Source organism: Paenibacillus sp. J5C2022, from assembly GCF_025567625.1.
In the GTDB taxonomy this organism is placed as follows: Bacteria; Bacillota; Bacilli; order Paenibacillales; family Paenibacillaceae; genus Pristimantibacillus.
Window position 1 is genome coordinate 61,965 of record NZ_JAOQJC010000024.1, and the last position, 19,974, is coordinate 81,938.

A 19,974-nucleotide genomic window follows, 5' to 3' on the forward strand; every position below is an offset into this window, starting at 1 on the left:
CCCTTCGGCTACCAATTTGCACCCCAGCCGCAGCGGCTTACCAAACCTCCAGCGCATCAAACGTAATCCAGGTGCCGTGCGTCGCCGGATTGCTCTCCCCGGTCGCTTCGATCCGAATCCAGTGCATCCCTTCGGTCAACGTTCCCGTCTGGAACACGGGCTGCTGGTATTGCAACATCGAGTAGTAATAATCGACCGTTGTCTCGTAGACGCTGTCCACATAAATGTTCGCTTTCCCGTAAACGGAATTGATATTCGTGACAACGGTCGCTCCGCTGCCGTAAAACGGAATGTCCACATAGGCGCCCTGCTGGCCCGTTCGTTCATTGGAGGCGCCGAAGCTTAGAGCATTCATATCACGAAGCCAATTGCCGGAATAAGACACGATCGCGTCCTCGTTGTCGATTTTCGCCGGTTGTGTCAGCGGATCAACAATGGCGATCCGAGCGGATCCGGCCGATATATGGCCTTGAGCATCGACGACATAGACCGTGTACAGACCCGTTGGCAGCCCGGTCGTATCCAGATGCGCCGTCGTATTCCGCACAGCGGCGACGATTCGTCCGGAAGCGGACATGCCCGCCGCCTCAACGGCCGCATACGTGGCCTCCGTTACCGATGGAACCAAATAGATGGAACCGCTGCTCGTGCTTTTTGCCGTTACCGGCTGCCCGGCGGCCAGCGGCCCCGCCGTCACCTCCGTCAGCAGCGGAGCTTCGACCAGTTCCACATCGTCCAGCCAAGCGGCGCCGTCCGCCAGCTGATCGAGCTTGAAGTATACCTGAACCGCCGTCGTTTGCGAAAGCGGGACAAAGCTGCCAGTCACCTTCGTCCAGTCGCTATCCGGCCCCACTTCGAACCAGTTGTACACGACGCTGATCTGGTTCGCGTCGACCTGTCGGACGCCGAGAGCGGCGGAACCGATCGCGGCGCTGTTTTTGATCCAGCCTGTCAGGATATACGCGCGACCCGGCGTGACCGGAATCATCAGCGAGCCGTCAGCCCGACTGTAGTTCGACTCGAACACATTAAACGAATTGTTGGCATCGGGATTAAGCCGGACGGATGCTTGACCGCTATGGACCGTTTCCTTATCCCACACCGCAGCGCGCATATACCAGCCGTCCGGGCGGTTCGTCCCGGCCGCCTGCTTCTCGAACCCACCGTTGTAGACCAAGTACGTATCAACATCAAGCGTTAGCGGCAGCGAAGCAACGACCGTCCCGCCTGCCTTGGCTTCGATCGATGCTGTAAAGATGCCTCGCATTGGTTCTTCTGGAATCATCACTTCCCCTTGGACACTCTTCGTCTCATACGGAGCGAGCACAACCGGTGAGTCGATCTTGTATCCGATTTCACTTTCACCTGGCGACAGCGTAGACAGCTCGACTGTTATCGTACGGTTCACATTGTTCGTCAGCGTCGCCTCGAAAGGGTGGGGCCCGCTCTCGAACAGCTCCAAGCGCGATTCGACATGCGATACTTCGAACAGCGAAGACGTGCGGATGAAGCGCTGCTGCTCGGTAATGACGAGCATGTTCTTGTATTTGTATTCCGCCAGCACCGTTACCGGATACACTCCTCCCGGCAGTTCATCCGGCACCTTAAAGCTTGCGGTGTACGTGGCACTACCGACAGTGTTCAACTTGCCGATCGGCTGAACGGCCGTCGGCAGCTCCCATTCGTCGGGCAAGCTGACAGTCAGCTTGACGTCCTGAAGCTTTCGCGTGCTGTTGTTGCTCGCCTTGACGGCAATCTCCCAAGTGTCGCCGGGTGCCGCATGCTGTGTGCTAACGGCTAGGTCTAGCCGGACGGCCGACTGCATGATCGGCAGAACGAGCTGCCGAACGTCCTCGATGACAGCGAGCAGCAGCGCTTGCTTGCCTTCCAGCTCGATGTCGCTCCGGCCTTGCACCCAGAGCTCCATCTGCTCCAGCCTGCAGATGAGATCCAGCGCCTGATCGAGCACTTGCTGCTTGCTTGGCGCCGACAACTCCAGCTCCTGTCCAAGTTGCTCCATTCTGCCGAGTAGTTGAGCGGCGCGCGCCTGCCAATATTGGTTCTCGATCAACTCTGGCGCCGACAGCCACAACCCGATTGCCGCATCCACCGATGCCGCAAACGGTCGCACCCGGTAGACAAGCGCTTGCTCAGGACCAAGCTCCACCTCAAGCGTCGACTCCCAGTTGTCCAACTGTGCAGGAATCGCCCCGTGCAGCAGCTCAATCTGGTTGCCGATCTGTTCCAGAGATACGGTCGCCGTCTCCTCGTCCTTCGATGTATTAAGCACGACGATCACCTGCTCCGATCCGAGCTGCCAAACCCCGCTCTGGATCGGGTCGCCGTAATGCTGGGATATCCTTGTTCCGTCCTTCACCAGTTCACCCATCAGCTCCAGCTCTTCCTTAAATGCCACGAAGCCCGGCCACAGCTCGGTATCCTTAAGCCTCCATCCAGGATCGTTCAGCGCGTAATATCCCAATCCTTTGCTTCCGGACAAAAACGCCTGATACGCCATATTGCGAATTTCCGTCATCGAGGGGGTGTAACCAGACTCGTCAAACGGTAGACGAACGGTTTGCAGCACCGTCCAAACCGGCTTCACGTCATTGACGGCGTCGATCGCCTCCCGCACCCCTTCACCCACTCTTGAGAGCGGCAGCATGTTATTTCGGGTTAACGGGTACACATCCGTAACCAGAACATCGGTCGCCTGCCCCGTTTCCAAATACGCCTCCGTATTCGCCTCCACGATATATGTGATGTGATCTGGATCGAGCGAGCGAACGAGCTTGTACGCGTCGAGCAGCTCCTGCGGCGGAATGCCGTTGTACGCCGGCTCATCCATAATCATGTAGCCGAGCACGGCCGGATGATCCTTGAAGCGCGTTACGATGTTAGCGGTCAGCTCGAAATTTTCTTTCACCTTCATCCCGTTGTACAGCGGTACTAGCACCTTCAGGCCGTGCGCATGCGCCGAATCGAGCCGGTGCTGGATCGATTCCAGATTCGTCGAATTGTAGCCCTGCACCGTATTGACGCCAATCGCCGCCAAATCCGGATAATCGGAAATTTCCGCATGGTAGGCGATGACCGGAAAGAACGGCTCATTGTCCACAAGAACCGGGCCGTTTTGCGGCAGAGCCGTCGGCCTCTCCCATCGGTAAAGCGCCTTTTCGACCGTTTCAATCGCTTCGCCGAGCGCATCTCGCCATACGACCTGGAGCTGGTACGGCTGCAGCAGCTCCATCTCCCGAGGATCGAAATTCAGCTGCAAGGAGGCGGAGGCGGCGATGCCGATTTGTTCGAGCAAGTTTCCCTCCTCGGCGTCCGTTATTTTCACATCCACGGTTTTCCCAACAAAAATGCCGTCCAGCGGCTCCAGCGAAATGTTAATTTGTCCGCTGGTCAAATCCGGATAATAATAAACATGATCGGTATGGACAAACATCTGCTGCTTGTCCTTCGTCTTTGCGACGGTGGCATCGTCAAAATGTACCTGTCCGGTACCGTACAGTCGCAAGTACACCAACACATGCGTTGCGCCAACAGGGGCGGTTTGCTCGAACAATAGCTCATGCCATAAACCGTCCAGATCGGCCGGATTCGCATAAAACGTGAACTGGTCCACATAGTTGGCCGGCGTACCTTCAGGTCCGCTATAATATTCGATTTTGTAGCCGACATTGCCATTGACCCCGACCGCCTTGAACCACGAGTGGAACGCATAAGTCGCCTCCTCGTCGATTGGAACCATCTGCGATACCCATGGCATATTCGAGCTGCTCGTCTGAATCGACAGCCCGTAGTCTCCCGTATACGCCGAGTCGCTTGCGGCCTGAATGCCGCTGCCCCAAACGTTGCCTATCACGTTCCAGTCTTCGGGAACACCGCCGACCGTCAGCTCGAAGCCCGGATTGGCCAGCAGATTTAACGGCACCGGATTGGCCGAGGCCGTCCGGGGGATCGCTCCCCAGGTGGCACTCACCAGCAGACTGCATATAAGAAATATGAAAAAAAGCGGTTTCAGAGACGATTTCATTCGATCTTCCCCTCTCTCTTTTGTACCCCGACTGGATTACCCCTTTAGTCCGGTCGACGCAATCCCTTCCACGAACTGCTTCTGCGCGACCAGAAACACGAGAACAGCCGGAAGCGTCACGATGACGGCGCCCGCCATCAGATATTGCTGCTCCAATCCGACCTCGCCTTTCAAAAACAGCAAGCCGAGCGGCAACGTAAACAGCTTTTTGTCGGTCAAGTACAGCAGCGGACCGATCGTATTGCTCCAGGCGCCCATAAACGTAAAGACGGCAAGCGCAGACAGCACTGCCCGGGATAATGGAAAATAGATTTTCCACAAAACGGTCCACGGTCCGCAGCCATCGATCATCGCCGCTTCGTAAAACTCCTTTGACGTGCTTTTATAAAATTGATGCAGCAAAAAGATACCGAATGCCCCGCCCAAGAAGCTCGGAACGATAAGCGGATAATACGTATTCAGCGCGCCGAATGTTTTCCATATGAAATAGCTCGGAATCATCGTAATCTGAAACGGCAGCATCAAGGTGGCCAGCATGCCAAAGTACAGCAATCGCTTCAGCTTGAAGTCGAACACCGCCATGCCGAAGGCGACCATCGAGCACGACAGCAGCATGCCGATCACGTCGGCGACTATGATCACGAAGCTGTTCAGAGTGTACCGGCCAAAATCGACCTTGAGCCAGATGTACGAGTAGTTGCTCCATACGAACGGGTCCGGAATCCACTGAGGCGGCAATATCGCCACATTCGCTCCCGACTTAAGCGACGTCGACACCATCCAATAGAACGGAAGTATCGTAACCGCACCGCCGAGAATAAGCAGCAGATGGATGAGTGTATTTTTGAACGAAAGCTTTTTACTCATAATGCACCCACCTTTTCTCCAAATGCCGCTGCGCCAGCGTTACGATCAGAATGACAATGAGCAGCGCCCACGCCATCGTCGAGGCATAACCCATCTTGACGGACAGAAACGCCTGCTTGTAAATCAATATATTCGGTGTGACCTTGGCATCGGAGACATAATCCGGAGTTCCGAGCATGACGAGAAACACGTCAAACGCCTGGAAAGCCGATATGGTGGACAGCACGAGGACGAGGAAGACCATCGGTGACACGATCGGGAAGACGATACGCCAGAAGACGGCCCAGCGTCCTGCTCCTTCCAGGGAGGAGGCTTCATACAGATCCTTCGACACCCCCTGAATGGCAGCCAGCAAAATGACCATCGAGGTGCCAACGCCCTTCCACACATTGACCATCGCGACGCTTGTGATCGGCACGACCCAATTGCCGCTATCCAGCCAATTGACCGCCGGAAAGGACATCGCTTCCATTATATAATTGGCCAGCCCGTACGTTTTGTTCATCAGCCAGCCCCACATTGTGCCGCCGGCCAGCCACGGGGTGACAACAGGCAAAAAAAACACGATGCGATACAGCGATTTCGCCCGGATCGCCTGATTGAGGAAAAATGCGAGTACGAGCGCAAGGATCGTTTGCAGCGGAACGAACACGACGGTGAACAACAATATATTTTTCATCGAATGCCAGAACGTCCTATCCTCCAGCAGCCGGTTCCAGTTGCTCAGCCCGGTCCACACCGGCGCATTGAACATATCCCACTGCGTAAACGTCAAGTACAAGGAAAAGAAAAACGGAAAGGCGAAAAAGACGAGCAGTTGGATACTAAACGGTAATGTAAGAATATAGCCCCATCTTGCTTCTTTGCGCAACTTCATTCCCCCATTGGCGGAGAGCCTGTCGGCTCCCCGTCTCTATCATGCCGTTTAAGTCGTATTATCAATTCTGATCCAGCACGTCCTGCACTTTTTGCTGAATTTGCTTCATGCCTTCCTCCAGTGACACCTTTTGCGTATAAATTTCCGCGAATACCGGCTGGGCGGCCGTCCGCCATTCTTGCCAGGAAGCACTTTCGTCCGTCGTAACGCCCGATTGGGCAATGCCATCGCTGAACGCTTTTTTGTTTTTCGGGTTAGCCGTCTCGTCCAGCTTCGTCATCGCATTTTTATGCACCGGAATCGAGGCGCCGCTTGCCGAGAGTATGTTTTGCGCTTCCTCGCTCAAGTAGTACTTCAGAAACTCCCAAGCCGCCTCCTTGGACTCCTGCTTTGCCTTGGAGAAGATCAGCCAACTGTTCGTCACCATCGGCACGATCCGGTTGCCGTCCGTCCCTTTCGGCATCATGACCGTATCGTAATCCAGCGCTTCAAAGTTGTTTTTGAGCAACACCTGCAGGCTGTATTGCATGAAGAACATCGCCGCTTCTCCGTTGCCGAATACTTTCCAGTCGCCGCCGGCTACCTTCAAATAATCGTCGGTCGGGCTGACGCCCTCCTTGACGAGATTGGCCCAGGCCGTAATGCCTTCCACCGACTTCGGCTCGGCAAACATCGCTTTCTTCAGCGTATCATCGAGCGCATGTCCTCCATGGGAACGCACCCACGGATACCAGCCCTGCGTAATGCCCTGCGAAGCGGAGAAGCCGTATTGATCCGTTTGGCCATCGCCGTTCGTGTCCTTCGTCAGCTTTCGGGCGGTTTCGATCAAGTCGGTATATGTCCAGTCGTCGGTCGGAAACGGAACGTTGGCGTCGGTAAATATTTTTTTGTTGTAGGCGAGCGCCACCGGATTGATTCCGTGCGGGATGCCGTACACTTGGCCTTCCGGCGTTTTCGCCGTGAACAGCCCGTCGATATATTCGGATTCATTCAAATCGCGATCGATATAAGCGGACAAATCCTCAGCAACGCCGCGTTTGCCGTATCCCAAAATAACAGCGTTTTCCTGAAACCAAATATCGGGCGCCGTGCCGCCGGCAATTTCGGTCGTAATTTTCGTGGTGAAGTCGCCCCACGGCGCTTCCTGAATTTCCGTCTTGATGTGCGGGAATTTCGCGATAAATCCGTCAACAATCGCTTTATTCGTCACATCGTAGCCGCCCGGAAGCCCGATCTTCAGCTTCACTTCTTTCGGCGGAGTCGCGGTTTCATACCCGCCGGACGCTCCTCCGGCGGAAGCATTCGGAGAGGTCGACGGATTTTCCGCCGACCCGCTGCCGCAAGCCGCCAGGACAAGCGTGCCGAGCGACACGATCGTGACCTTTACTGCATGCTTAAATGTTATCTTTTTCATACAAACACCCCTTTTCCTAAAATTCATACTACGAACCGGATACCCACGAGCTGTCTATGCCGATGTAGTCCTCGGCGAGATGGCGTACTTCCGCCGGCACGCTGGCGATAAACCGCTTGGCCGACTCCGGTAGCGGCCAATGCTCGCCGACGGCATGGCTTCTCTTGCGGAAGCTCAAGCCGCAGCTCAGGCGCGATTCGGTGCCGTGATGATCGTTGACGCCATGATACGTTCTTTCCGCGAAAATGACCAGATCGCCCGGCTCGGAAACGATCGGCATCATCCCCGGCACATCCATTCCGGCATAGGCGACAGGCTCAGTCCCTACGCGATGAAATGAGGTGCGGTTTCGGGTGAACGCGAAGCCTTCCGGACCCGGCCAATCCTCGGTGTGAGAATCGGGAATGATCGCAAGCCCCGCATTGGTTGGATGGCTGCCCGTAAGATAAAACCAGCATGAAAACGCGCCCGTCGTATTCAGTACCGCATTCGCCCGATACGGGTGTACCTTCGGCTCCCAGTCGGTATGCCAAAACATCCCGCTCGCCCCGGCTTTTTTGTAAATGGCGGCGCTGCGGTTCAACGTCATCGATTCGTTGTCGTGCAAATGCCGAACGATCGCCATAAACGGCTCATACGTCATCAGGTTGACCAATGTCGGGGAGCTTTCCACAAAATTGCCCGAACTCATCGTCAGCTTGGAGCCGGCGGTAAAGGTTGGCGCCAGCACTTGCTCCACCTCAGCCTTTAGCCGATCGACGATCTCCTGCGGCAGCATCCCCTTCACGATGGCAAACCCGTGCTGCTCGTTGCACGCGCGAATGCCTTCCAGATCGGTCTTGTCAAACACATGCGGATAAGATGCAACACTCACTTGTAAACACCCTTTCGTTGTAGGTTCCCGTCAATACGCGACGTCCGTTTGTTCATGTGAATGACGATAAGCCCCTTGGCCGGCACTAAAGCGCTTTCAGTCGTTCATGTCTTGATCATACAACTGTTTCGGCACGAAGGATGCTTAATATTCGGGAGAACCCTCTTAAATTTTGGGGTCAGCCAAACGGAACTCCGTAACTGGAACAGCAACATTGTACGTAATGGTGAAATGATCATTTTGGTGGACGACACACTCCGTCAGCGTATCCGTTCTAAACGAGTAACGAAATCATCTCGTGAATATCGCAAAAATCATGCTAAGCTGGAATAATAGAAGAGGAGAAACAATCTGACCGTCATACGCTTCAATTCGGCTTACCGCAATCGCTGGTCTTCGGATCGTCCAATATAACCTAGCTGTTGCTTTACATTCCCTTTCTGTTTGGGGGCATACACATAGAAGCCTTCCAAATGTATGCACACCTGCTATTACTCCCGGCGTTACTTTATGCTTCTCTTCGAAATACGTTTTGACTACACGAACCGCTTCATCCATAAACGCTTTGAAATTTTATACGCTATTATTACAAAAAAAAAAACAGAACCCCTGAGGGTTCTGCTTATTATGAGTTATATACGTTTGGCGCCGCGTCCGCCGCGTTTGCCTTCCGTGTTCTTTTTAAGGGATGAAATTCGTTCTTCGCTATCTTTCAAGAAACGGGACATTTTATCCTCGAATGACGGTTTGCCGAATGACGGCCTGCCAGACGATTGCTTATTGAAGGGACGTCCGCCTCCGCCGAAGCCTCCTCGGTTGAATCTCTCTCCGCCTCCACCACCGGTGCGCTCACGCTGCGGTGACGGCTGCGCGCCTTCAGGACGATCAACGGCTTGTTTAATTGAAAGGCCGATCTTTCCGTCTTTGTCCACATTAATAACTTTGACCTTAACTACGTCGTCGAGTTTCAGATGATCCTTCACATCTTTGACATAGTTGTCCGCGATCTCAGAAATGTGTACAAGACCCGTGACACCTCCCGACAAGTCAACAAATGCTCCGAAATGTGTAATGCCGGTAACTTTCCCCTCTAATTTGGCGCCCACTTCAATTGCCATAAAATAAAATGTTCCTCTCTGAAAAGTTTTAGTGAGCAGCGCTCCCATCACTGTAGCAGCCTGCTTCTAACGTGATTATAACCGAATCGCGGAAGGAAGGTCAACAGACGTTCATCCCGCTATAGCGCCCGATTTAGTCGCTAAAGATCTGCTGTTCACCCTGCTTGACCATTCCTTGCTCTTTCGTCGCTAATTGTGCTATATACTCGGGATCGTTCAATTTTTCGATTTGTATTTTCAGAGCCTCGCTCTGCACTTTGGCGGCTTCCAATTCTTTCATCGTCGTGGCTAATTTGGATTGGGTAACGTGGCTCTGCTGCATTTGACCGAACAGCGTATAACCGGCCCAGCCCAAAAACAAGATGACAAAGAGAAGCCAGATTTTGATCCGGCGCTTCGCGGCCGGCAATGTCGATTGATTCGCTGTCGCTGCTGCCATTATCGCTACTTCCTCCTTAACCATGATTTCCATCGTTGCACGAATGCGGATACGAGCTTGCCCATACGCTCCGTTATTCGCATCGAATGCCAGTATGGCGCCAGCCATCGGCCCAGCGGCCGTATGATCGGCCCCAGCATCCAGCGCAATAAGAGACCCAATGGACGAACCAATTGTATCACAATTTTCAGGAGGAAAATAGTGAGTGCAGACCCAAATCCCAATATGACAATAACTAGACGATATAACGCCAAAATCGGCTTAATCAACAAAAAATCGACCAGTTTGATCAAAAATGCGATAAGAGAACGGACGGCTCCGATGAGCCACTTCGACAATAAGATCACCGTACGGCTAAGCAGCCAGTAGTACAGAATGACGCCGATAGCCAGTCCCAGAAATACATATGCGCGCACCTCGCCGTTGTTGCTGGCATACAGTACCCGGAATACAACGACCGCGGCTGCCATCCAATAGATAATATCCAGCACAGGGAGCCACCATCGCGGAAAGCGCAGCTCGTTGGAGACGACCCGGTAGCCGTCGAATACCGCTCCCATGCCCAGGCCGGATAGAAGCATCATGAGCACTGTCAGCCATTGTGCGGTTAACGTCACTTGAACAGCTTCCCGAACAGCCCTTTGCTCTTGGCAGTGGCTGTACCGTCAAGATAGGCGAGAGAATGAACCGTGCCTTCAATCGCAACCAATCCCTGCTCCAGGCTAAGGTGCTTAATGTGCAGATTCTGTCCCGTAACCGTAAGAAATCCCAGCTCCGTCTCCAGCAGAAATTCCTCGCTGTCGAAGCTTTCCACATTAACTACGCCCGTCAGCTCCAGCAGCTTACGGTTGATCAGCTTGACTTCTTGTCCTTTCTGTCCTTTGCCGTGTTCCACCATAGCCTCGTCCCCCGCTTCAATGATTCTTACTTCTACTTTATGGGGAACGGACAAGGTTTAGAACCTGACCACCTCATTGCGAGCTGCAGCTGATGATGCCCACTGTTACGACTTCAACAGCCGTGACGGCGCTATCCCTCTATACTTCTTGAATTGCCGGCTGAAGTAATAAATGTTCTGATACCCCAATGCATCCGCCACTTCACTGACGGACATGCCGCTGTACCGAAGCAGATACTCCGCCCGCTGGATGCGGCACTCTACCATATACTGCTCGCAGGAGAGGCCGACCACTTCCTTGAACTTCAAGGAGAAGTAACGCGGCGACAGATGCGCCTCTCTGGCCAAGTCGCGAATACGGCGATGCATCGCGGGATGCTGCCGGATACCGGAGGCAATCTTCCATATCGCATCCGTCACTGTAGTGCGTTGCGCCGGCTCCTGCATATGGCGGTTCGAGGCAGAAGCTGCATGGCGGCTGTATTGGAACAGCAGCATGACAATCAACAGGCTCGCCTCATGCCGGAACCCCTCCTCCTGAGCCAGCATTTGGGACATGTACCTCTCCAGCAGCCCTTCGAACCATACGTCCTCATACAGCAGCAGATACGATGGGGTCTTCTCGAGTTGCGGCACCTTGCAGTGAAAATGAATATAGGACACCGTAAGCGGACGATCTGGATCATGACAAGCGAATATCCGGTCGCCGGGTCGGAAGAGAAAGCATGAGCCTCGCTGTACCTTATACGCCGAGCCGTTCAGCTCCAGATCGCCTGTTCCATCCCACACATACCACAGGTCGTAGTCGCTCATGGGACGGGAGCGGATATCCCACTTCCAGCCCGGCTCGCAGAGCACCTTGTTGAAGTAGGCCGATGTATGTATATGTTCCGGCGCTATAACCATTGCACCACCACCATATGTAGAATTGTATAAATCATTATTGCAAATGGTACATGTAAAACGCCCCTATCTTGGCATATCTTTATATTATAGCAAGTCAATTGATATAACCAAGGAGGCGTCTATTCGATGACTATTCACAATGGAAGCGCAGAGGATATTTCCGCCAAGCTGTACCGCTACGATAAAATAGCCGGCAAGCTGGGAAGCTTGCAGGAGATTGGCGAAGCGGCAGCAGCCGACTACAGCAAGCAAGGCTTTCTGGCGGTAGAGAATGTGCTGGACGAGAGGCAGATTGAGGCTGCAATCGCTGCTCTGAACGATCTGATGTTCGTAGATGCGAAGGGGGCGCATATCCAATTCACCAAACCCCAAGGAGAGTTGAACACGCTGGAGGAGCGAGAGCAGGCGATCCGCAAAATTAGCCGCTACGTCGATGCAGATGAGCGGCTGGGCGCCATTAGCCGTCATCCCGCGCTGATGGAGGTGCTGGAGCGGCTGCTTGGCGACAAGCCAGTGCTCGTTCAGGACATGGCGCTGCTGAAGCCGCCGCAGGCCGGCGGGGAAAAGCCTTGGCATCAGGATATGGCGTACGGCACGCTCGCTTACAATCGGGCGGTCATTGGAGTGTGGATCGCGCTGGACGAAGCTTGCCTCGATAACGGCTGCATGCATGTCATTCCCGGCTCTCATGCCGAAGGAGCAGTTCCCCATTACGCGATGAGGGACTGGCAAATATGCGATGCCCATATTCCTGTAGAGCGCGATGTGGCGGTGCCGCTTGCCCCTGGCGGCGCGCTCTTGTTCCACGGCTTGCTCAAGCACGGTACGCCCTTCAACCTGTCAGCGAAGCGTAGACGGGCGCTGCAGCTGCATTATGCCGCAGAGTCGGCCCTGAAGCTGCGTCCGCAGGAGTATAAGCTGATATTCACGAATGCGATGACGGATGCGGAATGCTAGAGAAGCGGATCACAGCGGGATACGCAATAATAACCTGACGGAGTCCTCTACATGCAATTCTACTTTAGAGCACATGAAGCAACGAAGCGTAAGGAGCTCCTCACGTTCCGATGATCGACCTAAAGTTTGCAAAGCAAACTGGCTTCGGAAGGATAAGGTATGTTTGATCGCCAAATAAAAAAATTAAATTTCCGTTAAGCCGGAGTTATACGCTATTGTGATAAAAAAAGACTGCAGAGAGCGCTATGCTCGCTGCAGCCTTTTTTCATTTCTCCCAATCAAGAACGTTGTCTCGTGGGCGCTGTTCTTCTTTCACCAAAGTGTACAGCTCTCCGGCTTCATCCTTCCGCGTCGTGTCTGCCAGCCGCTCAACCTTAACCGTGACGATCTTCACTCCGTACTGGATTTGAAGCTCATCGCCGACTTTGACCTTGCTGCTGGCTTTCGCCTCGCGGCCATTGATCCATACGCGTCCCTGCTCCGATACATCCTTGGCGACAGTGCGGCGCTTGATCAGTCTGGACACTTTGAGGAACTTATCCAGCCTCATGAATTACTTGATCGCTTCTTTCAGCTTGTTGCCCGCTTTGAACGCAGGAACTTTGGATTCTGGAATGCTGATTTCTTTGCCCGTTTGCGGGTTGCGGCCTACACGTCCAGCACGCTTGCGAGTTTCGAAAGTACCGAAGCCGATCAGTTGAACTTTGTCTCCGCTTGCCAGCGCATCAGTTACTTCACCCAGGAAGCCGTTAAGTACAGATTCTACGTCACGCTTTGTCATGCCGCTCTTCTCAGCGATGTTGTTAATCAGGTCCGTTTTGTTCATAATCATTATTCCTCCTAGTAATTTACGAATATTTGAGGCCTTCTCGATGAAATCAGGCCCTTTGGCAAAATCTGCTCTCACGAAGAATATTAATTCTTCCTAAGAACAGAAATTCCTGCCGCGAGATTCAATTTTTTTTGGGAATAGTGCGGAATCAAGGCGAATTGTGGCGAAAGTCCGACGATGCATGCTTCTTCGCTTCTTCCCACCAACGATCCATCTCTAGTAAATCAGTTTGGTCAAAAGATTTGCCATTTATACGAAGCTGCCCTTCAATATATTGAAATCGTCTCTTAAACTTTCGATTCGTGCGAGAAAGCGCCTCTTCGGGATCTGCTTCGATGAATCTCGATGCATTCACAACCGCGAACAGCAGATCGCCAAGCTCATTGCACTGCGCTTCCTGATCGCCTGATGCAATGGCTTCCCTCAGCTCTTGCAGCTCTTCCTCCACCTTGGACAATACGGGCTTGATATCGTCCCAATCGAATCCCACCTTGGCCGCCTTCTTCTGCAGCTTGTACGCCTTCATCAGCGCCGGCAGATCGGGCGGAATGCCGTCCAGCTTGGAGCTTCTCTCTGCGTCTATCCCTTTCTTCCGCTTCTCCTCCGCCTTCATCTGCTCCCAATTGCTGAGAGCCTCCTGCGCATCCTGCGCACTATTGTCGCCGAATACGTGCGGATGACGGAAGATCAGCTTCTCGTTCAGCGATTGAATGACATCGTACACGGAGAAGCTCCCAAGCTCTTCTTCCATCTGGCTATGCAGCATTACTTGCAGGATGACATCGCCGAATTCTTCCTGCATGCCGTCGGGATCGTCGTTGTCGATCGCCTCCAGCGCTTCGTACAGCTCTTCGATGAAGTTTTTGCGGATAGAGACATGGGTCTGCTCCCTGTCCCACGGACAGCCTTCCGGGCTTCTCAGAATCGATACGATCTCATGCAGGCGCTCGAAGGTTCGGTTCCGCAGCATTGGATCATCGGAACGGGGCACATAGATCAGGGACAGATTGCCGTAGCCGGACTGGCGGTCCAGCTCATACAGCGGCACGCGCAGAATGCGCTCCTCGCCGCCGACGCCCAGCGCATGGCCGATCACAACCTCGTAATCGTCAGGATAGCGCTCCATCAAGGCCAGCTTCACATCGGAAGCCGTATAGGCATCATACACTTGTCCGATCACGGTATGCAACTCCGGTCGAATATGGCCCGGCTGCAGCTCGGCCGCATCCAACAGCGCGAAGCCTTCGATCGGATCGAAGCCAAGGCTGACGAACGCTTGATCCAGGAAGCTCTCGCCTCCCAGCACCTGTATGGAGATGGGCTCCGTCTCCGCCCGCTCGCGAAGCAGCGCTACCGTGCGTTCCGCCACCATGGGATGGCCGGGCACCGCATAGACGATTGCTGCCTCTTCGCCCGCCGAGCCGGCTCCGGAGCGGTCGGGGCCGATTGGAACGGCGCCGGCTCGATCGGAGCTGGAAGCGGCTTGAGCCGTTCCGCTTCTGGCGCCAGTCACAGCTTCCTGAATCAGCGCATTCGCAATCGCTTCGTATACGTCAGGGAACGAATCGTGCTGCTCGTACATATGATCGAAAGTCTCATATGCAATGCCGCTCTCCTTAAGCAGCGATACGACAGGATGCTTCTCCGTCCGCAGATAGAGGCGCTTCGCCCCCTGCAGCCTGCGCCATATGCCAAGCGACAGTTGATCGGGATCTCCCGAACCGAGGCCGACTATTATAATAGGTGATGTTGCCACGCGATGTCACCTTCCTTATTTTTCTACATAGCATTGCGCTTATCCGCTCTCGTTATGTATATGGAGCACAGCTTCTACAGCTCATATTGCACCTAGTATAGCACAATCGGCGCTCAAGCCAAAAAAGCTTCCGGGAACGCTTCAGTGTTCATTACCCCTCTTCTACTGCTCTTCCGTTCTCCGGCATGCTATTCCTGCCTGCAATTGCAAGCTGCCCGGCAGATCGTGGATTGTGCGTAAGCTTCAGGCCGCAATAATCCGCTCCACTTGCTCCTTTCACTTCCGCCCGCATGCGCCATCACAGCTTATTAGCCCGCTCCATGAGGCGTCACTATCAGTTCCTATCCAGTTGCCTTCCACTCCCCTCTCCAAACTACTCTTGCTACTTCCATTACTTCCCTTCCTTCTCCAAACTGCTCTTGCTACTTCCATTACTTCCCTTCCTTCTCCAAACTGCTCTTGCTACTTCCATTACTTCCCTTCCTTCTCCAAACTACTCTTGCTACTTCCATTACTTCCCTTCCTTCTCCAAACTGCTCTTGCTACTTCCATTACTTCCCTTCCTTCTCCAAACTACTCTTGCTACTTCCATTACTTCCCTTCCTTCTCCAAACTGCTCTTGCTACTTCCATTACTTCCCTTCCTTCTCCAAACTTCCAGCCTACGACCATATCCAGCTCGTATGCGAAAAATCGTATATAGAGGCCTGGACAAACGTGTCAATCTGTTACTTTGTGTGAAAAATCATACAAACACAAAAAGGAAACCCTGTTTTCAAGAGGTTTTGTGTGAAATTTCATACAAATAATGCAATTTCACACCTTAGAATGCAGTTTTTGTGTGAAATTTCACACAAAAACTGGATATACACTCTTAGGAAGCATACTTTGTGTGAAATTTCGTATAAAATGCAAGGCTACTCCACTGCTGTTCCACTGCTATTCACCTATTACTCCAGCTTGCCTACTCCCGCCTGTCCATATCCTGTCTCACAAAGAAAAGGCTGCGAGCCGACGGATATAATCATCAGCTCGCAGCCCACAGTCCGGCTCACCCGAACAATGTCGCTTAAGTTAGCCTTGCGCTAGCGTTATCGCTTAAGCAGCGTTGGCGTAGGGGTCAGCCTCACGTTGGCGCGGGGACCAGACTCGCGCTGCAGTTGGGGTCAGCCCAACACTGGCGCGGGGGCCAGCTTCGCGCTAGCGCTCTGCCCGCGGCAGAAGCCGCCAGCGCCGGAGCCGGGCGGCCCACACATCGCCGCCCGTCAGCGCGCGCAGCTCCTGCGCGCTGACCATGCCGCAGCGCAGCCCCACTGCGGCGAACACGCAAGCGCCGACGGCGACGCCCGTCAGCGCCAGCGCAGCCGCTGCCGCCCGCGGCGGCAGCGCTTCCCCGAGCGCGGCGCCCAGCGCGCGCTCGGTCAACGTTACGCTTGCGGCCATCACCGCAAGCGCCAACACAGCGGCGCGGCCTCGCCCAGCGCGCCGTGCACCATCGCCGGGCGGCGCGTACGCAGCCGCCGCACGGCCCAGCGCCGCCGCGCCCAGCAAGGCGGCGACGCTGAGCGCGACAACGCCGGAGAAGGCCGCTCCCTCGATTCCGAGGGAGGGCACGAGCACGGCGTTGAGCGCGCCCTTGAGCAGCGCTGCCAGCAGCAGCAGCGCCGCAGGGACCCGCACCGCGCCAAGCGACTGCAGCGCGGGCGCGATGATCGCGCTGACGCAGCCCGCCAGCGCGGTGAACCCCACGATCGCGAAAGCCCGCGTCCCCTGGGCATCCTTATAGAACATCACGTTCAGCGGCTCCGCCAGCAGAACGAGCCCTAGCGCCGCGGCAGCGCCGCAAGCCCACGCCAGGCGAATGAGCAGAGACAGCCGCTCATGCAGCACGCCGTGCTCCCCGCATGCGCGCGAGGCGACCAGTCCCGGCGCCAGCGCCGCTCCTATCGCGCCAGCCACCATGACCACCAGTTGCAGCAGCGGCTGAGCTCGGCTGTACACGCCGAATTGGTGCATCGCCGACGCCTCGCCCATTCCTGCCTCCTGCAGCATGGACGGCACCGTGAACGCATCCACCACTCCCGCCACGGGCACGACAATGGCAGCCAGTGCAGCGGGCAGCGCCAGCACGGCAAGCTCTCTCATCTCCCGCAGCAGCACCCGCAATAGAGGCTGCTCCCGCCTTAGTCCAGTCTTGCCTGGCAGCCGTTCTCTGCCGCTCCTCCTTCGTCTTATCAAGCTATATACAATCAGCACGAATGCGGCTCCCGCAGCCGATCCCAGCATAACCCCTCCTGCCAGGGCGGCATCGTTCCAGCTTGCGCTAAGTCCGAGGGTCAGGACAAGCAGCATCACGCAGACGCGCACAAGCTGCTCCATCAGCTGCGAGCCCGCCGATAAGCCCATAAGGCCACGCCCCTGCCAATACCCCCGCAGAGCGGCCACAACCGGCATGAACAGCAGCGCCACCGATAGCGTGCGGAGAGACGTCTCCACCGCCTTGTCCCCGATCCAGACCGCAGTATTGCCTGCGCTTAACCACATGAAGACGAACGCCATCAGACCTGTTATGCCCAGCATCCACAGGGCGGCCCAAAGCGTTGTATTCACCTCTTCCTGCGTATCTCCCATTCGCAGACGCTGCGCAATCATGATGGATACGGCAGTAGGCACTCCCGCCGTCGCCAACACCGCCATTAACTGATAGAACGGATACACCGCATTATAGATTCCGAATACCCTGTCGCCAGCCATATTTTGCAGCGGAATTTTCTGCAGCACGCCGATCAGCTTGGATACCAGCGCGGCTCCCGCCATCAGCACAACACCGTTTCTCCACCAGTGCCGCTCCGTGCGCTTGCGCTTGCGGCCCATTCCTCCACTCTCCTACTCCCAGCCAATGAGAAAGCCTCAATCGAGGCCGTCATATTCTCCCATTATACCTTACCCGTGAGCAATTGGGACAAACAAAAAAGCTTCCCTTGCCAGAGCTTGTCTGAAGGGGAAGCTTGCCTTTGTTGCATGGCTTTCTACGATCCGGTTGCCGTCAAGCTCTTCACTACTGCTCCATCTGCTTGGCCAAGAAGCCTGCGGCCGTCTCCACCATTTTGGACTCCATCTGGGCCATCTTCACTGACTCATCCTTGCTCAGCAGCACGACAGTTCCGATGGGATCGCCGCTGGCTATAATGGGCGCTGCGACGAACGAGCTGATCTGCTCCTGCATATCCTTTACGATTTCATAAGAGCCGGCATTCGTCTCCAGCATCGTCTTGCGGTTATCCATGCAAGTCTCGAGCGTAGAACCGATCTGCTTCTCCAGCAGTTCCTTCTTGGAAGCACCCGATACGGTAATAATTGTATCCCGGTCAGATATAAGCGTAATATGTCCTGTGCTTTCGAACAGGGACTCTGCATACTCCTTCGCGAAATCGCCAAGCTCGCCGATCGGCGAATATTTCTTCAGAATCACCTCGCCATCACGATCCACGAATATTTCCAGAGGGTCGCCTTCGCGGATACGCAATGTACGGCGAATTTCCTTGGGTATAACTACACGCCCCAGATCATCGATACGACGTACAATTCCAGTTGCTTTCATTTCATGTTGCCCCGCTTTCACTAGAGGATTTGGAATCGACTGGATATCTATTGACTCAACATCACGATGGATTCATCCAGCATACGCAAGCTTATCGGTGGGTTGATAAGGTTTTGAATCTGACCATAGTATTCATCCACTCCCATAATCTTATGCATGCCTCCAGCGGCCCCATTTCCTCCCTCGCCAAGAGCCGGCATCGCCCAAAGCAATAAAAGCAGAGCCGCCAACCTGCCGGTCGGCACACTCTGCTTTCATCTTCACGTTCCATCATCGTCTTTGCGCGGAGGCTTCAGACGGCCGGCCTTGCTCAGCGCTTCCCGCAATAAATATTCGATATGGCTGTTGACGCTGCGGAACTCATCATTCGCCCACTGCTCCAACGCGCGATGAATATTGGGATCGAGGCGAAGCGGAAAGGACTTCCTTTCTTTTGCCATAATAACGATTCTTCCTTAATTGTATAGCGACCCTGTATTCAGAACAGGCTGTGCTGCCCGGTCCGATACAATCGACACCATCAAATTGTTGATCATCGCCGCCTTGCGCTCCGCATCCAGTTCGATCCCTTTCTCGTCCAGCCTCTTCAGCGCAGCATCCACCATACCGACAGCCCCTTCTACGATCTTCTGGCGGGCTGCCACAATTGCGATCGCTTGCTGCCGCTGCAGCATCGCGCTGGCAATCTCCGGCGCGTAGGCCAGGTGGGTAATGCGCGTATCCGTCAATTGGACGCCGGCTACGTGCAACCGCTCCTGCAGCTCTTCAAGCAATTCCGCCGCCACCTCATCCGCATTGCCGCGAAGAGACAGCACACTTTCATCTTCGAACGTATCATACGGATATTTGGCTGCAATATGCCTGATCGCCGTCTCGCTTTGAATTTCCACGAATCGCTCATATTTGTCCACATCGAAGGTAGCCTTGGCCGTATCCGTCACCTTGAATACAATGACGGCCCCGATCTCGACCGGATTGCCCTCCGCATCGTTCACCTTCAGCTTCTGGCTATTGAAGTTACGCACCTTCAGGGACACCGTCATCTTCGTAGTAAGCGGCACGACCATCCATAAGCCGCTCTCAATCACCGAACCGATATATGTGCCGAAGAAGGTGATCACCTTCGCTTCATTCGGCTGAACAATGACCAGTGAAGAAAGGCATAGTCCTGCGAACAGCACAAGCAAGAAGCCAGCTGCAATGATCCCTCCGCTCGGAGCATGCGGCGTATTGGACGTCAGTTCCTTGGCAAGCAGGTATACACCACCGATTGCAGCAACAACTGCGACAAGCAACGCCAGATAACCACTTACGCATAACGCCTTTTTCTCCTTCATCGTCTCATCGCTCCAATATCTTTAAGATATTATTATGATATCACTTTTTACAATATC

18 protein-coding genes and 1 pseudogene are annotated in these 19,974 nt (G+C 54.5%); 1 reads left to right on the plus strand and 18 read right to left on the minus strand.

Annotated features, from left to right (window positions below):
- Positions 1-37: 37 nt before the first annotated feature.
- The 11 genes and pseudogenes from M6D81_RS19110 to M6D81_RS19155 form a co-directional block, all read right to left on the minus strand.
- Entirely contained in the window at positions 38-4,042 is a 4,005-nt protein-coding gene (locus M6D81_RS19110) for a COG1470 family protein (protein ID WP_262678547.1), read from the minus strand.
- Positions 4,043-4,078: 36 nt separating this feature from the next.
- Complete coding sequence (locus tag M6D81_RS19115; RefSeq protein ID WP_262678548.1) at positions 4,079-4,909, minus strand: carbohydrate ABC transporter permease; 831 nt, start codon at positions 4,907-4,909, stop codon at positions 4,079-4,081.
- The gene (locus tag M6D81_RS19120) at positions 4,902-5,780 is read right to left on the minus strand and encodes a carbohydrate ABC transporter permease (protein WP_262678550.1); all 879 of its coding nucleotides are present in this window, start codon (positions 5,778-5,780) and stop codon (positions 4,902-4,904) included. Before M6D81_RS19120 ends, M6D81_RS19115 begins: the two co-directional genes overlap by 8 nt.
- Positions 5,781-5,847: 67 nt before the next feature.
- Positions 5,848-7,200, minus strand: a complete 1,353-nt coding sequence (locus tag M6D81_RS19125; RefSeq protein ID WP_262678552.1) for an ABC transporter substrate-binding protein — start codon at positions 7,198-7,200, stop codon at positions 5,848-5,850.
- Positions 7,201-7,228: 28 nt separating this feature from the next.
- Positions 7,229-8,074 (minus strand): phytanoyl-CoA dioxygenase family protein, encoded by an 846-nt coding sequence (locus M6D81_RS19130; RefSeq protein ID WP_262678554.1) that lies wholly within the window; start codon positions 8,072-8,074, stop codon positions 7,229-7,231.
- A 342-nt stretch (positions 8,075-8,416) separates the two neighbouring features.
- Positions 8,417-8,641, minus strand: a pseudogene (locus M6D81_RS31990) (hypothetical protein); the annotation flags it as partial.
- 65 nt (positions 8,642-8,706) lie between these two features.
- Positions 8,707-9,192, minus strand: coding sequence for a S1 domain-containing RNA-binding protein (locus M6D81_RS19135; RefSeq protein ID WP_262678614.1), 486 nt, complete (start codon positions 9,190-9,192; stop codon positions 8,707-8,709).
- Positions 9,193-9,325: 133 nt separating this feature from the next.
- The gene (locus tag M6D81_RS19140) at positions 9,326-9,631 is read right to left on the minus strand and encodes an FtsB family cell division protein (RefSeq protein ID WP_262678556.1); all 306 of its coding nucleotides are present in this window, start codon (positions 9,629-9,631) and stop codon (positions 9,326-9,328) included.
- Positions 9,632-9,636: 5 nt separating this feature from the next.
- On the minus strand, positions 9,637-10,248 hold the full coding sequence (gene yabQ, locus M6D81_RS19145; protein ID WP_262678558.1) for a spore cortex biosynthesis protein YabQ: 612 nt from the start codon (positions 10,246-10,248) through the stop codon (positions 9,637-9,639).
- Positions 10,245-10,529, minus strand: a complete 285-nt coding sequence (gene yabP, locus M6D81_RS19150) for a sporulation protein YabP (protein WP_262678615.1) — start codon at positions 10,527-10,529, stop codon at positions 10,245-10,247. The genes yabQ and yabP overlap by 4 nt, the downstream gene beginning before the upstream one ends.
- 105 nt (positions 10,530-10,634) lie before the next feature.
- On the minus strand, positions 10,635-11,435 hold the full coding sequence (locus tag M6D81_RS19155; protein WP_262678560.1) for an AraC family transcriptional regulator: 801 nt from the start codon (positions 11,433-11,435) through the stop codon (positions 10,635-10,637).
- A 126-nt stretch (positions 11,436-11,561) separates the two neighbouring features.
- On the opposite strand from M6D81_RS19155, the gene M6D81_RS19160 reads away from it, so the two are divergent.
- Positions 11,562-12,392, plus strand: coding sequence for a phytanoyl-CoA dioxygenase family protein (locus M6D81_RS19160; protein WP_262678562.1), 831 nt, complete (start codon positions 11,562-11,564; stop codon positions 12,390-12,392).
- 265 nt (positions 12,393-12,657) lie between these two features.
- On the opposite strand, the gene M6D81_RS19165 is transcribed toward M6D81_RS19160, so the two are convergent.
- The 7 genes from M6D81_RS19165 to M6D81_RS19195 all read right to left on the minus strand — a co-directional run bounded on the left by M6D81_RS19165 (position 12,658) and on the right by M6D81_RS19195 (position 19,917).
- Positions 12,658-12,942, minus strand: a complete 285-nt coding sequence (locus M6D81_RS19165) for an RNA-binding S4 domain-containing protein (RefSeq protein WP_262678564.1) — start codon at positions 12,940-12,942, stop codon at positions 12,658-12,660.
- A gap of 3 nt (positions 12,943-12,945) precedes the next feature.
- On the minus strand, positions 12,946-13,218 hold the full coding sequence (locus tag M6D81_RS19170; RefSeq protein ID WP_262678566.1) for an HU family DNA-binding protein: 273 nt from the start codon (positions 13,216-13,218) through the stop codon (positions 12,946-12,948).
- Between the two features lie 154 nt (positions 13,219-13,372).
- Complete coding sequence (gene yabN, locus M6D81_RS19175) at positions 13,373-14,980, minus strand: bifunctional methyltransferase/pyrophosphohydrolase YabN (RefSeq protein ID WP_262678568.1); 1,608 nt, start codon at positions 14,978-14,980, stop codon at positions 13,373-13,375.
- 1,199 nt (positions 14,981-16,179) lie between these two features.
- Entirely contained in the window at positions 16,180-17,853 is a 1,674-nt protein-coding gene (locus M6D81_RS19180) for a polysaccharide biosynthesis protein (RefSeq protein WP_317259147.1), read from the minus strand.
- A gap of 184 nt (positions 17,854-18,037) precedes the next feature.
- Positions 18,038-18,580: a stage V sporulation protein T gene (spoVT, locus tag M6D81_RS19185; RefSeq protein ID WP_262678570.1), complete on the minus strand. Its 543-nt coding sequence runs from the start codon at positions 18,578-18,580 to the stop codon at positions 18,038-18,040.
- Positions 18,581-18,840: 260 nt separating this feature from the next.
- Positions 18,841-19,020, minus strand: coding sequence for a type II toxin-antitoxin system antitoxin (locus M6D81_RS19190; protein ID WP_262678572.1), 180 nt, complete (start codon positions 19,018-19,020; stop codon positions 18,841-18,843).
- A gap of 15 nt (positions 19,021-19,035) precedes the next feature.
- On the minus strand, positions 19,036-19,917 hold the full coding sequence (locus M6D81_RS19195) for an SPFH domain-containing protein (RefSeq protein WP_262678574.1): 882 nt from the start codon (positions 19,915-19,917) through the stop codon (positions 19,036-19,038).
- Between the last annotated feature and the right edge of the window lie 57 nt (positions 19,918-19,974).

What these genes read in the sequence shown, in the direction of transcription:
- M6D81_RS19110 (WP_262678547.1), bottom strand. Translation starts at nt 4,042, where the DNA reads ATGAAATCGTCTCTGAAACCGCTTTTTTTCATATTTCTTATATGCAGT.
- M6D81_RS19115 (WP_262678548.1), bottom strand. Translation starts at nt 4,909, where the DNA reads ATGAGTAAAAAGCTTTCGTTCAAAAATACACTCATCCATCTGCTGCTT.
- M6D81_RS19125 (WP_262678552.1), bottom strand. Translation starts at nt 7,200, where the DNA reads ATGAAAAAGATAACATTTAAGCATGCAGTAAAGGTCACGATCGTGTCG.
- M6D81_RS19135 (WP_262678614.1), bottom strand. Translation starts at nt 9,192, where the DNA reads ATGGCAATTGAAGTGGGCGCCAAATTAGAGGGGAAAGTTACCGGCATT.
- M6D81_RS19140 (WP_262678556.1), bottom strand. Translation starts at nt 9,631, where the DNA reads ATGGCAGCAGCGACAGCGAATCAATCGACATTGCCGGCCGCGAAGCGC.
- yabP (WP_262678615.1), bottom strand. Translation starts at nt 10,529, where the DNA reads ATGGTGGAACACGGCAAAGGACAGAAAGGACAAGAAGTCAAGCTGATC.
- M6D81_RS19155 (WP_262678560.1), bottom strand. Translation starts at nt 11,435, where the DNA reads ATGGTTATAGCGCCGGAACATATACATACATCGGCCTACTTCAACAAG.
- M6D81_RS19160 (WP_262678562.1), top strand. Translation starts at nt 11,562, where the DNA reads ATGACTATTCACAATGGAAGCGCAGAGGATATTTCCGCCAAGCTGTAC.
- M6D81_RS19165 (WP_262678564.1), bottom strand. Translation starts at nt 12,942, where the DNA reads ATGAGGCTGGATAAGTTCCTCAAAGTGTCCAGACTGATCAAGCGCCGC.
- M6D81_RS19170 (WP_262678566.1), bottom strand. Translation starts at nt 13,218, where the DNA reads ATGAACAAAACGGACCTGATTAACAACATCGCTGAGAAGAGCGGCATG.
- M6D81_RS19180 (WP_317259147.1), bottom strand. Translation starts at nt 17,853, where the DNA reads ATGGGCCGCAAGCGCAAGCGCACGGAGCGGCACTGGTGGAGAAACGGT.
- spoVT (WP_262678570.1), bottom strand. Translation starts at nt 18,580, where the DNA reads ATGAAAGCAACTGGAATTGTACGTCGTATCGATGATCTGGGGCGTGTA.
- M6D81_RS19190 (WP_262678572.1), bottom strand. Translation starts at nt 19,020, where the DNA reads ATGGCAAAAGAAAGGAAGTCCTTTCCGCTTCGCCTCGATCCCAATATT.
- M6D81_RS19195 (WP_262678574.1), bottom strand. Translation starts at nt 19,917, where the DNA reads ATGAAGGAGAAAAAGGCGTTATGCGTAAGTGGTTATCTGGCGTTGCTT.